The 12,753-nt window shown below is 47.0% G+C and carries 11 protein-coding genes; 10 read left to right on the forward strand and 1 reads right to left on the reverse strand.

Annotated elements, in window-relative coordinates:
* The first annotated feature begins 209 nt into the window (after nt 1–209).
* From LRY47_RS03320 to LRY47_RS03335, 4 genes are all read left to right on the forward strand, one after another.
* Nucleotides 210–1,595, forward strand: a complete 1,386-nt coding sequence (locus LRY47_RS03320) for a TIGR01777 family oxidoreductase (RefSeq protein ID WP_295222571.1) — start codon at nt 210–212, stop codon at nt 1,593–1,595.
* Nucleotides 1,596–1,599: 4 nt separating this feature from the next.
* Nucleotides 1,600–2,700 (forward strand): hypothetical protein, encoded by a 1,101-nt coding sequence (locus tag LRY47_RS03325; RefSeq protein WP_295222573.1) that lies wholly within the window; start codon nt 1,600–1,602, stop codon nt 2,698–2,700.
* A 61-nt stretch (nt 2,701–2,761) separates the two neighbouring features.
* A complete protein-coding gene (gene murI / locus LRY47_RS03330; RefSeq protein WP_295222575.1) occupies nt 2,762–3,526 on the forward strand; it encodes a glutamate racemase in 765 nt (254 codons plus the stop codon).
* Between the two features lie 131 nt (nt 3,527–3,657).
* Nucleotides 3,658–4,362: a peroxiredoxin gene (locus tag LRY47_RS03335; protein ID WP_295222577.1), complete on the forward strand. Its 705-nt coding sequence runs from the start codon at nt 3,658–3,660 to the stop codon at nt 4,360–4,362.
* A 191-nt stretch (nt 4,363–4,553) separates the two neighbouring features.
* Here the strand turns inward: LRY47_RS03335 and LRY47_RS03340 are convergent, their stop codons facing one another.
* Nucleotides 4,554–5,984, reverse strand: coding sequence for a PLP-dependent aminotransferase family protein (locus LRY47_RS03340; protein ID WP_295222579.1), 1,431 nt, complete (start codon nt 5,982–5,984; stop codon nt 4,554–4,556).
* 213 nt (nt 5,985–6,197) lie between these two features.
* Here LRY47_RS03340 and LRY47_RS03345 point away from each other — a divergent pair, with 213 nt between their 5' ends.
* From LRY47_RS03345 to dnaJ, 6 genes are all read left to right on the forward strand, one after another.
* Nucleotides 6,198–6,464, forward strand: a complete 267-nt coding sequence (locus LRY47_RS03345; protein WP_295222581.1) for a DUF2917 domain-containing protein — start codon at nt 6,198–6,200, stop codon at nt 6,462–6,464.
* Between the two features lie 292 nt (nt 6,465–6,756).
* On the forward strand, nt 6,757–7,596 hold the full coding sequence (locus LRY47_RS03350) for a Sir2 family NAD-dependent protein deacetylase (protein ID WP_295222582.1): 840 nt from the start codon (nt 6,757–6,759) through the stop codon (nt 7,594–7,596).
* Nucleotides 7,597–7,693: 97 nt separating this feature from the next.
* Nucleotides 7,694–8,734, forward strand: coding sequence for a heat-inducible transcriptional repressor HrcA (gene hrcA, locus LRY47_RS03355; protein ID WP_295222584.1), 1,041 nt, complete (start codon nt 7,694–7,696; stop codon nt 8,732–8,734).
* A gap of 13 nt (nt 8,735–8,747) precedes the next feature.
* On the forward strand, nt 8,748–9,272 hold the full coding sequence (gene grpE, locus LRY47_RS03360) for a nucleotide exchange factor GrpE (protein ID WP_295222586.1): 525 nt from the start codon (nt 8,748–8,750) through the stop codon (nt 9,270–9,272).
* A gap of 27 nt (nt 9,273–9,299) precedes the next feature.
* Nucleotides 9,300–11,225: a molecular chaperone DnaK gene (gene dnaK / locus LRY47_RS03365; RefSeq protein WP_295222588.1), complete on the forward strand. Its 1,926-nt coding sequence runs from the start codon at nt 9,300–9,302 to the stop codon at nt 11,223–11,225.
* A gap of 152 nt (nt 11,226–11,377) precedes the next feature.
* Nucleotides 11,378–12,499, forward strand: a complete 1,122-nt coding sequence (dnaJ, locus tag LRY47_RS03370) for a molecular chaperone DnaJ (RefSeq protein WP_295222590.1) — start codon at nt 11,378–11,380, stop codon at nt 12,497–12,499.
* The last annotated feature ends 254 nt before the right edge of the window (nt 12,500–12,753 follow it).

Raw genomic sequence — 12,753 nt, forward strand, 5'->3', positions numbered from 1 at the left:
GGAAATATTTACTGAAATAGATTTAAACTCAAATATTTTACATAGGTTCAGAGGCATGCAAAAACATAATAAGTACATTTTGACGAAAAATATAAATGCCGTTTGTCTTTTTTCTCTTCGTTCCAAACCAATTCTCATAACCGGAGCAACTGCATAAAAAAATAGCAACACACCGTTGCATATCTGAAATTTTAGTTTTACACTGAGAAATGGTTAAAAATTGCTCACCAAATACTTTTGAACACGAAACCCAAGTGTATGCAGATATTTCCACTGTTTTTGAATGGCACGAAAGGGAGGGGGCGCTGTTCAGACTTAGTCCGCCATGGGAGAACATATCCCTTATCAGACGCGACGAAGGCATAAGAACCGGCGCGAAGTGCGATATAAAACTTAAAACGGGACCTATTCCGATGGTCTGGAAAGCTGAACACATAGAGTACGAAAAAGATTCATTCTTCAAAGACAGACAAAACAAAGGACCTTTCGCAAAATGGGAACACTCGCATTATTTCGCTGAAGAGGACGGAATAACAACAATAAAGGATTATGTTGAGTATAAGCTTCCGCTGCACCCGCTTTCAACTGCCTTTGCCGGAAATTTCGTACATAGCAAACTGGAGAAAATGTTCCGCTACAGAAAGGATATATCAAAAAACGACATAGAATTTTATAAGGAATACAGCCCCGCACCCAAAACCATCGTGGTCTCAGGCTCGTCAGGAGTTGTGGGTTCGGCGCTGATCCCCTTTTTGCAGACGCAGGGACACAAAATAATCCGTCTTCTGCGCGACAGATCAAAACTATGCATAGGCGACGTATGCTGGAACCCTAACGCCGGAATAATAGAGGATAAGTTTGAAAATGCCGACGCCGTTATCCATCTCACAGGAGAACCCATAGGCGAAGGAAAATGGACAGACGAGAAGAAACGCGAGATTATAGACAGCCGTGTACGCAGTACGGCTCTGCTCGCAGAGACTCTTGCCAAGATGAAAAATCCGCCTAAAACCCTTATCTGTGCATCGGCAATAGGCTATTACGGTGCTCGCGGCGAAGAAGTGATAACTGAGACTGAAAAAGCCGGAAGTCACGATTTCATCGCAAAGGTATGTAAAAAATGGGAAGAGGCTGCAAAGCCCGCACTCGACAGGGGAATCCGCGTTGTTTTCCTCCGCATAGGCGTTGTACTCACCCCAGCCGGCGGCGCACTGCAAAGGATGCTTATGCCGTTTTCACTCGGACTTGGTCCTGTCTTCGGAAACGGAAAACAATATATGAGCTGGGTAGCGATGGACGACGTTCTTTATGCAATCGGACACCTGCTTGAACACAAAGAGATTAACGGCGCGGTGAACCTTACGTCTCCGAACGCTTTAACCTCAAGAGAATTTTCCGACACATTGGCGCATTATCTGGGAAAACCAAGATTTATTAATATCCCTCCGTATGTTATTATGAAAATGTACGGACAGATGGGCAGGGAGGTTCTGCTTTCGGGAGCAAATGTTTACCCCGATAAACTCATAAAAAGCGGATTCCGGTTCCGGTACCCCGATCTGACCGAGGCTTTCAGGCATCTTCTGGGAGGTTAGAACCATGAGCGTCTCTCTAAAACTGCTTTTTCTCGTCACAATGACAGTTGCGCTCAGTTTTGGGTTTATGCATCATGTCGTCGGCGGATATGACTTTGAGAGACTGCACATCTTCCTTTTCAACCTCTGCTCCGGGGGAACGATAATCCTTTATTTCACAATGCAGCGGGAGACAATGCCGAAACGGCTCATGCTGTTCTATGTTCTTGCGTTCGCTTTCGCATTTTTTGCTTTCTTTAAAATGTATGTGCCGTGCGTCATAATTGCACTGGTGCTTTTTTTCATAACGGAATCAGTGCGTATAAAAAAATTCGGATTTTTCCCGCGTCAGTTTTTCACAACAAAGGACTCCGTTTCGGTAAAGTTCCATAACGCGGCTCTTCTCTGCCTCTCCATAGGGCTTCTGATATCCATACTGGCGATACTCAACCACGAATACTATCACTGGCTGGACTTTGAAAAGCTGTCGCTGAACACCTTTTTCCTGGGATTTTCATTCCCCAGTTCACTCATAACCCTCAGCGTACTTTTCGCCGCCATGCGAAAATACGGCACGGCACGCATAATATTTTTTAAGACCGCGCTGTTCTGGACCATCACAGTCGGCGTTATCATCTTCTTCCTGTTCATACTTTTCGAGGCAGTCTGGCTTGAACTTTCAATATCGCTCACACTGTTCGTGGCAGTTTCCGCAGTTCTTCTCCTATATATAAAGACGGGATACATGGAACAGCAGAAGGCGTTTCTTACATCGGGAATAGTGTTTCTGGTGATGACGGCAGTGTCAGGCGTTTTCTATATCCTTATATATGCAATGGGAGAACCTTCGGAACAGATGCGTCAGCTGACGATACTTTATCACAGGACGCTCTCCCTTTACGGATGGAACATAAGCGGTCTTGCGGTTATCTGCCGTCAGAAGGACTTCCCCATAATGCTGCACTCAGGCAAGATCATAGCACTCCACTGGCTCATAGTCGCCGTACTTGCACCAATCGGTTTTTATGTCCCATGGGTTGCTCTGGCGGCAATCGCCGCGTATGCGCTCTTCCTTTATGCAATGTTCTTTTCAAAACCCACGGGAGCCAATCCGGCGGGAATATAAAATTCTTGCCAATTTTTTCCGACAGTAATATTATCCTGTCTTGTCTGAAAAGGAGAGAACAGTGTCTATAGGAATCTTTGACTCAGGTGTGGGCGGACTTACGGTTTACAAAACCATCAGCGAATATTTTCCGAAACTGGATATGTATTATCTGGGCGATACAGCCCGCGTTCCCTACGGTAACAAATCACAGGAAACCGTTATAAACTACAGCCTCGAATGTGCAGGGTTCCTCGTTAAGAACTTCAAGATAGACACCATAGTCGTGGCGTGCAACACTGCATCGTCATATGCCATAGACGCCATTAAAAAACAGTTCGGCGTTAACGTCATAGGCGTTGTCGAACCCGGTGCGAAAAGCGCAGTGGCTGTTACCCATAACAACAAAATCGGCGTTATCGGCACACGCGCAACAGTGCGGAGCGAATCTTACGTCAAGGCGCTGAAAGCTCTTAAACCCGAAGTGCAGGTATACCAGACCGCATGCCCTCTCTTTGTCCCGATAGTCGAAGAGATGCTCATCGAAACAGACGTGGCAAAACAGGTTGTTCAGATGTACCTCTCAGAGCTTGCTGGCTCAGGCATCGACACTCTTATTCTCGGATGTACACACTATCCCCTTCTGAAAGGGCGCATACTTGAAAAATTCCCTCATTTCAACATAGTCGATTCCTCACACGCTGTGCTTGAGTGTATCAAAGAACTCAACATACCCACGGAACAGTCAGGAGTCCGCGAAATTTACCTCACAGATGAATCACCGGCATTTGAAACATTGAAAAATGTTCTGGCCGGCGGTCTCCAGTCCAAAAAAGTCGCGCTTTAATTCATTGATAATTGATCTCATTTCATACAGGATAAATTTTCTCTGTCTCTTTTGGAAAAAAATTATTGACTAATTATCTTTTTCCACTTATATATGCTTTATCGAATATATAAATTCCAAGGAGGCAAAACATGGAAAACACTGTAGTATCAATCCCAAGAATAGGCGAGCAGGCACCAGAATTTAAAGCTGTGACAACACAGGGCGAGATAAATTTCCCCGCAGACTATAAAGGAAGCTGGGTCATCCTTTTCAGCCACCCCGCAGACTTCACACCAGTATGCACATCAGAGTTCATGACATTTGCGAAGATGGAAAACGACTTCGCGGCATACAACTGTAAGCTGGTTGGTCTCTCCGTGGACGGGCTTTACAGCCACATAGCATGGCTTCGCAACATTAAAGAGAAGATAGATTTCAAAGGCATGAAAGGCATGGAAGTAAAATTCCCTCTCATTGAAGATATCACAATGGAAGTGGCGAAGAAATACGGCATGATACAGGAGGGCGAAAGCAACACAAAAGCTGTCAGAGCAGTATTCGTTATCGACCCTAAAGGCGTTATAAGAACAGTGCTTTACTATCCGCTCAGTACAGGACGCAACTTTGACGAGCTTCTCAGAATCGTAGTCGCTCTTCAGACAGCGGACGCTTTCACATGTGCGACACCCGCAGACTGGAGACCAGGCGACGAAGTCATCGTTCCGCCTGCAGGTTCATGCGGCGTTGCGAAAGACAGGGTTGACGGCAAAGAAGAAAACGTGAAGTGCTATGACTGGTACTTCTGTACAAAACCTGTCAGCGCACAGGAAATAGATTCCAAAATTAAAAAGTAACTAAACAGGGGGGCTGAAAAGCCCCCCACGTTATTGACAAACTAAATTTGCACATACTCACATTAGACTGCTTCGGGTTAAAACCCTCGCAGAGACGTTTTTTGTCTTCGCGAGGAGCGCATGCGACGACGCGATCCCCCTTTTCCTGACTTTGTCATCAGTCTGAGGGGGTTTTTCAGCCCCCCACAATTTTATAAATAACTCTTGGCTATCCCGCCCAGCTTAATTATTGATTTCTCAAATTTCGCATCCCACGGAAACCCGCAGTTTATCCGCATGAAGTTATTATATTTCTGCTGCGACGAAAATATTCCGCCCGGCGAAAACGATATCTTCTCTTTAAGCGCTCTGGGGTACATATCCAGCGTATCCACCTTTTCTGGCATCTCCACCCACAGCACAAAACCGCCCTGCGGACGGGTGACACGCGTACCTTCGGGGAAATGACGCATTATCTGATATGTATATGTTTCAACCTGAGCCTTGAAACTGTTATTCATTTTGCGCAGGTGTCTGGGAAATTTTCCGGATGCGAGGAAATGTGCAACCGTCAGCTGCGGAACTGTATTGGTCGCCATGCTGGAAGCTATCTTCTGACGGAGTATCTCGTCGAAATATTTGCCAGGCTCTATCCAGCCGACGCGGTATCCCGGCGCCAGACTTTTTGAGAAGGATGAAACGTGTATCACGTTGCCGTTCTTATCATATTTTTTCAGGTTGCCAAGCCGTCTGCCGCCGAAATTGAAATCACCGTTTATATCGTCCTCAATGATGGGGATATCCTTTTTGTTGCAAAGCTCCACCATCTCTTTACGCGCATCATCGGGATAGGTGTGTCCCATCGGGTTGCCGTAATTCGGCTGAACCAGAACAGCTTTAACATCGAAACGGCTGAGCGCCTCTTTAAAATCTTTCATAAGTATGCCGTGCTGGGGGCTGGTGGGAAGTTCCAGAGCATAGACCTTTGCCGTTTCAAGCAGATGCATGAATCCGAAATAGCTTGGCGATTCCATAAGCACAAGGTCGCCCGGACGCGTCACTGCACGCATCGCCATCGTGATTCCTTCGGAAGCTCCGTTTGTTATGATTATATTGTCGCTGGTGACAGAGTTGCCGTTCATATTCATGTAATAGGCAAGCTGCTGACGAAAAAATTTATGACCCTGAACGTCTCCGTATTCCACGCGGGATTCGCTGTCGGTGGATAACAGTTTCTTCATTATACTGTTCAGTTCTCTGTGGGGTAACAGTTCAGTTGCCGGCATCGCACAGCCAAGGGGAACGATATCCGGATTGGTGATGGCATACAGTATTTCCTGTATCAGACTGCTATTCTTAACCTGCATCGGCTGGTCGCTTGGTTTTGTAACGCGAACCGCCTCGCGGGGAACAATTGTTCCGCCTGACACATAAAACCCTGACTGGGGGCGGGCTTCAAGCATGCCCACACTTTCAAGCTCCATATACGCCTGCATCACCGTAGAGAGACTGACGCTTTGCTCTTCGCTCATTTTTCTAAGAGAGGGAACCTTGTCGCCGGGACGGAGAACTTCGTTTTCCATCATAGTGACGATGACATCCATAACCTGTCTGTACCGGAATTCCTGCTTAACTTTTGCCATACAGTCCTCAACTGTTATGTAAACATTTCTATTTTTCTGTATCTGTTATGGTAACTGTTATTGCTGTATTTTACAATCAGAAAGTGGGCACGAGACAAGCCTTTCATAATTCAGAAGGCTGACTTCCGAAAAGACCGATGGTAAATAAAGATTTTTTGTAATATAAGAATCACCATAGGGCGAACACTTAATTCCGAAACATGAGGTGGCATCATGACAACAAAACAGGAGCTAAAACTAAAACGGTTTCAGACCAAAGGTTTTGAAGACGCTAAGTCAATCAGCATCTATTGCAGCGAAGGTTCATTATGGATAACGGCAGGCAACGCACTGGGCGACCGTGTGCTTTATGCGGGCAAGGAACTCCATATAATCGCGTCTGACAAGGTTGTTGTTGAGGCACTCGCAGACAGCGTTTCTTTTGTTACAGTCATGGCGGATATGCCACATCCCCATACAATGACAGCAAATAACGACTAAGTTAAATATATGGCACGCATATGTGCCTTCTGAGGAATATATCCTCCTATCTCTTCAAGCGTAGAAAAAGGGCGGCTTTGTGCCGCCTTTTTTCAATTATACACTCTCAAACGACTTCCGTGTCGTTTGTTCGCAACGCTTCGTGCGGAATGAATCCGCACTGCGCTCACGCTCCTCTCGACTCGACACCAAAGGCGTCTCGCCTCAATCCGCGAAGCACTTCCATGTGCTTTTGACGCCGTTTTTTCTTTTAAACACTCTCAAACGACTTCCGTGTATCCGTAACATTTTCATGTTAAAATCTGTCATGTACGACGAACTGAAAGACCTGATTAATAATTCAAAAACCTGCCTGTTCCTGACAGGGGCTGGAATGAGTGCCGACAGCGGTATTCCCACCTTCCGTGACCGCGACGGTTATTGGCGCAACTTCCCTGTTTTCAAAGACAAAGGGCTTCTGCCGCAGGAGCTTGCATCTCCGGCATCGTTCCGCAAACAGCCGCACCACAGCTGGGCTTTTTACGAATGGCGCAGACGTAACGCCCGCAAAAACACTCCACACAAGGGTTATGAGGTCATAAACCGTATGGTGACAGATGTCTTTGGAAGCAGTTTCGTACACACCACCAACACGGACGGTTATCATATAATATCCGGTCTCCCAGCAGACCGCGTCACAGAGATACACGGAAGCATGTGGCGGCTTCAATGCATGAACGGCGCATCCTGCCGTTACGGTGTGCGCCACAACACTGATGTCCCACTACTTGAGATGGATGAGAGTACCATGTCAGCACTCACCATGCCGAAATGCCCCGTTTGCGGAGACCTGCTGCGCCCGAATATATTAATGTTCAACGACTGGGAATACATTGAGAACGAAATTCAGTTGAACCATTTTGAAAGTTTTCTGGAAAAGCACCGCCGCGTTGATCTGATATTTCTTATCGGTTCCAGCAGCCAGATACCAACCAACGACTACATAGCAAAACGCCTTAAACAGCACGGAAGCAGAATAGTCACCATAAATCCCGACCCGTCTTCCGCGAGGGTCTGCACTCCTGACATCTTCATAAAAGAACGTGCGCTCCCGGCTTTTGAAGCCATTGAAAAAATCCTTAACTCCTTCTGACAAAACATACTAAAAAAGGCTTGACACAGACAGGCTCAACTCATATTGTAGGCATTAGCACTCATAACATGCGAGTGCTAACAAAACGGTGTGAGCGATGAATTTCCTTAACGACAGAGAAGAGGCAGTTCTTAAAACTATCATTGAAGAATTTGTGCAGAGCAACGAACCAGTGGGTTCAAGGCACATTTCAAAGACAGGTCCGCTGAAACTCGGTCCCGCCTCCATTCGCAACATAATGAGCGATCTGGAGGAAAAGGGATATATACTTCAGCCCCATACATCTGCGGGCAGAGTACCCTCCGACGAGGGATACAGGTATTACATCGACAGACTGGTGACATTCGGTCTCTCCGACAAGGCTATTCTTGAACAGTTGAAAAGCGACTGCAGTGCAGAAAACATAAACGGCATGTTCAAAAAGGTAAGCGACAATCTGAGCCGTCTTACCCGTTCAGTGGGGTTTGTCATCTCCCCGAAGCTCAACACAATGCTTCTGAAACATATTGAGTTCATAAGACTGGACAGCACAACCGTTCTGGCTGTGGTAGTCGCCAAGACAGGCATCGTGCATAACGTCATGATAGACGTTCCGCCATCTGTGACAGAAAGCGAGCTGACACAGATAAGCAATTATCTGAACACCCATTTTACAGACAAAAGCCTTATGGAAGTAAAAACATCCATTCTGGACGAGATGCGCCGCGATAAAAACCGTATGGACACTCTCGTACAGAATGTTATGAACGTTACCGAAAGGGTCTTTCAGAACACTGATTTCGGACAGGACATAATCGTCAGCGGGACAACGACAATTCTCGACCTGCCGGAATTCAGCGACGTATCGAGACTCAAGGGGCTTTTTCAGACTTTCGAGGAGAAAAAATTCATCTTTGATATTCTGGACAAGTGCCAGAACGCCACAGGGGTGAACATCTTCATAGGTTCCGAAATAGGGCGCTCCGAAGTGAGCGAGCTTGGTCTTGTAACAAAGACCTATTCCAGAGGCGGAAACGTCATAGGTATGCTCGGCATCATAGGTCCCAAAAGGATGCGCTACACAGACGTGGTTTCCGTTGTGGACTGCTCCGCCGAACTTGTTTCAGGCATAATGGGCAAATTTTTAGAGAATAAATAAGAGGAAATAGATAATGGAAGAAATGGAAAACAAAGAGCAGCAGGAAGAGACGCTGAAAGACGAACTTACTCTTCTGCGCGAACAGAACGAACGCCTCGCCGAGGCGCTCGCCGCCGCAAAGGACAGCGAACTGCGCTCTCTGGCGGAGATGGACAACGTGCGCAAAAGGCTCACAAAGGAGTTTGACGACAAACTGAAATACTCCAACCTGAACCTGATATCCGCGCTGTTCCCCGTTATGGACAACTTTGAAATGGCGCTCAGCCACATATCCACGGAAAACCCTGTGGAGGTTCTGAAAGAGGGCGTTCAGCTCACCCTGAAACAGATGGGCGAAACCCTTGAAAAATACGGTCTGAAAGAGATCGAGCTTACTGTAGGCGACGATTTCAACCCGCAATTCCACGAGGCGCTGATGGTTGACTGCGACGAAAATTATGAAGACAACAAGATACTTATGGTTCTGCAAAAAGGATACACCCTCCACGGCAGAGTGGTTCGCCCCTCAAAAGTGAAGGTCAACAAAAGGAATAAGTAAAAAATTATACATTCTCAGGAGGAAACAATGGCAACATCCAAAAAGGTTATCGGTATTGACCTTGGAACCACAAACTCATGCGTAAGCATTATGGAGGGCGGTCAGCCCAAAGTTATCGCGAACGCGGAAGGTGCGCTTACAACACCTTCAGTTGTGGCTTTTACAGATTCTGACAGACTGGTCGGTATGCTGGCAAAAAGACAGGCGATAACTAACCCCGAAAACACAATATTCTCTATTAAACGTCTGATAGGACGTAAATCTGATGCCCCCGAAGTGGCAAAAGCAAAAAAAGTCCTTCCATATCAGATAGTCGGTTCAGACAACAACGACGCATGGGTTGAAGTTAAAGGTAAAAAATACGCTCCTCAGGAAGTTTCGGCTATGATTCTTCAAAAGCTGAAATCCACTGCGGAAGACTACCTCGGCGAAACAGTTACAGACGCTGTTATCACCGTTCCCGCATACTTCAACGATGCACAGCGTCAGGCAACAAAAGACGCAGGTAAAATTGCCGGTCTTAACGTTCTTCGTATCATCAACGAACCCACAGCCGCAGCTCTTGCATACGGTCTGGACAAAAAACACGATGAGAAGATCGCAGTATACGACCTTGGCGGCGGTACGTTCGATATCTCCATCCTTGAACTGGGCGACGGCGTATTTGAAGTTAAATCTACCAACGGCGATACGTTCCTCGGCGGCGACGACTTCGACATGCGTATAGTTGAGTGGTTGGTGGCTGAATTCCAGAAATCCAACGGAATCGACCTTCGCAACGACAAAATGGCTCTTCAGCGTCTGAAAGAAGCCGCTGAAAAAGCTAAACACGAACTTTCAACAGCAGGCGAAACAGAAATAAATCTTCCGTTCATCACAGCTGATGCAACAGGTCCCAAACACCTTGTTGTTAAGCTTTCCAGAGCAAAATTCGAGTCTCTGGTAATGGACCTTGTTGTAAACTCTCTTGAACCTTGCAAAAAAGCCCTTCAGGATGCAGGTCTCTCCGCAAGCCAGATCGACGAAGTTATCCTCGTCGGCGGTATGACCCGTATGCCCCTTGTTCAGCAGAAGGTTAAAGAATTCTTCGGAAAAGAACCCCACAAAGGTATCAACCCCGATGAAGTTGTTGCAGTGGGTGCGGCTATCCAGGGTGCGGTTCTTGCAGGCGACGTGAAAGACGTTCTTCTGCTCGACGTAACACCTCTGTCACTGGGTATCGAAACTCTGGGCGGCGTTATGACCAAAATAATCCCCAGAAACACAACAATACCCGCACGTCAGAGCCAGACATTCACAACTGCCGCCGACAGCCAGACCTCAGTTACCATCAGCGTAATTCAGGGCGAACGTGAAATGGCAAACGACAACAAGCACATCGGACGTTTCGACCTCGTGGGTATCCCCGCGGCTCCCCGCGGTGTTCCGCAGATCGAAGTTACATTCGACATAGATGCCAACGGTATACTTCACGTTTCCGCGAAAGATCAGGGAACAGGCAAAGAACAGTCCATCCGCATCACGCCTTCAAGCGGTCTGTCCGACGACGAGATAAACAAAATGGTCAAGGATGCTGAGCTTAACGCTGACGCGGACAAAAGGAAAAAAGAGCTTGTTGAGGCAAGAAACCAGGCTGATACACTTGTTTACTCAACTGAAAAATCACTGTCCGAACACGGCGACAAAGTTGATGCCCAGACAAAAGAAGCAATCGAAAAAGCTCTTGCCGACCTGAAAGAAAAATCAGCAGGCGAAGACCCCGCAGCTATCAATGCTGCCATAGAAGAGCTTACAAAATCTGCTCATAAACTTGCCGAAGAGATTTATAAATCTGCGCAGGCACAACAGCAGGAAGCACAATCACCCGACGGAACCGAACAGGCTCAGCAGGGAAAAACCGCTGACGACGTTGTCGACGCCGAGTTTGAAGAAGTTAAAGACGAAAAGAAATAATTTTCTATCAAAGGGGCTGGTATTATTTTATCAGCCCCTTTATTATGTTCTTCTCCCTCCTTTGAAAAAGGAGGGTCTGGGTGGATTTTTTTAATGTAAATCTCCCCTAACTCCTCTTTGTTAAAGAGGGGAACAAGATTTGGAGCAGTATCTTGGCTAAAGATTACTATGAAACTCTGGGCGTTAACAAAAACGCCACAGAAACCGAACTGAAAAAAGCATACAGAAAACTCGCCATGCAGTATCACCCCGACAGAAATCAGGGCAACAAAGAGGCGGAAGAAAAATTCAGGGAAATTAACGAGGCATATTCCGTTCTTTCCGACGGCACTAAGCGTGCGCAGTATGACCAGTACGGAAGGGTCTTTGACGATAAAAACAACGGCTTCGGCGGAGGCGGGGGATTCGGAAACGGAGACACCATCTTTGAAGAATTCTTCGGAGACGTTTTCGGCGATTTCTTCGGCACCACCGGAAGCACCAGACGCAAACGCAGACCCCAGAAGGGTACAAACATACAGATGGGTCTTGAGATCTCCTTTGAAGAGGCGGCGTTCGGCTGTGAAAAGGAACTCAGCGTACCCAAGACAGAGAATTGCTCACGCTGCGACGGAACAGGCGCGGAACCGGGTGCTATGGAAACATGCCCCACATGTCACGGTTCAGGAACCATCCAGCGCAGACAGGGGCTTTTCGCCATCAGCACGCCATGCGGCACATGCGGCGGAACAGGACAGATAATCAAGGAACTCTGCAAAGAATGCCGAGGTGAAGGCACAAAACGCGTCACCACCAAGCTGAGTGTCAAAGTTCCCGCCGGAATCGAAGACGGCATGACAATGCGCCTCTCCGGCAAGGGCAATTCCGGCAGTAACGGCGGTCCAGCAGGCGACCTTTTCATTGAAGTGTCTGTCACTCCCCACAAACTCTTCAAAAGAGAGGGCAGAGAAATATACATGGAGCTTCCGATATCCTTCGTCGATGCGATACTCGGCAGATCCATAGACATACCAACGCTGAACGGATCTGAAAAGATAACCATTAAGGCAGGCTCACAGCCGAGTGACAAAATCATCCTGAAAGGAAAGGGACTTCCCGACGTTCAGGGGATCGGCATCGGAAACATGAACATAGAACTTAAGGTTCTCCTGCCCACACAGCTTACCAAAGAGCAGAAGGAGCTTCTGGAACAGTTCGATCTGACAGTTACGGAAGAGACATACCACTCCCAGAAATCCCTTTGGGACAGGATGAAAGAGTTTTTTAAAGGATAAAAAGATGGCGGCTTTTATGCCGCCTCAGATTGTTGACAAACGCCATGTAATTGCAATTACATGGCGTTTTCTGTTATATTATGTGATGCTTAAAGAGACAGAAGACCAATTTCAAACAGAACTTTACCTTAACATAGATGACCTTGTCCCCAAGGATCATCTTCTCCGCAAGATAGCCAGAAGTATCGACTTTCGTTTTATAGAGGCAAAAACGAAAGACTTGTACAGCACCACAGGTCGCCCCGGCATTAACC

Origin of the sequence: Seleniivibrio sp. (assembly GCF_021209385.1) — a bacterium.
In the GTDB taxonomy this organism is placed as follows: domain Bacteria; phylum Chrysiogenota; class Deferribacteres; order Deferribacterales; family Geovibrionaceae; genus Seleniivibrio.

What these genes read in the sequence shown, in the direction of transcription:
- LRY47_RS03320 (WP_295222571.1), top strand. Translation starts at nt 210, where the DNA reads ATGGTTAAAAATTGCTCACCAAATACTTTTGAACACGAAACCCAAGTG.
- LRY47_RS03335 (WP_295222577.1), top strand. Translation starts at nt 3,658, where the DNA reads ATGGAAAACACTGTAGTATCAATCCCAAGAATAGGCGAGCAGGCACCA.
- hrcA (WP_295222584.1), top strand. Translation starts at nt 7,694, where the DNA reads ATGAATTTCCTTAACGACAGAGAAGAGGCAGTTCTTAAAACTATCATT.
- LRY47_RS03325 (WP_295222573.1), top strand. Translation starts at nt 1,600, where the DNA reads ATGAGCGTCTCTCTAAAACTGCTTTTTCTCGTCACAATGACAGTTGCG.
- LRY47_RS03345 (WP_295222581.1), top strand. Translation starts at nt 6,198, where the DNA reads ATGACAACAAAACAGGAGCTAAAACTAAAACGGTTTCAGACCAAAGGT.
- LRY47_RS03350 (WP_295222582.1), top strand. Translation starts at nt 6,757, where the DNA reads ATGTTAAAATCTGTCATGTACGACGAACTGAAAGACCTGATTAATAAT.
- LRY47_RS03340 (WP_295222579.1), bottom strand. Translation starts at nt 5,984, where the DNA reads ATGGCAAAAGTTAAGCAGGAATTCCGGTACAGACAGGTTATGGATGTC.
- dnaK (WP_295222588.1), top strand. Translation starts at nt 9,300, where the DNA reads ATGGCAACATCCAAAAAGGTTATCGGTATTGACCTTGGAACCACAAAC.
- grpE (WP_295222586.1), top strand. Translation starts at nt 8,748, where the DNA reads ATGGAAGAAATGGAAAACAAAGAGCAGCAGGAAGAGACGCTGAAAGAC.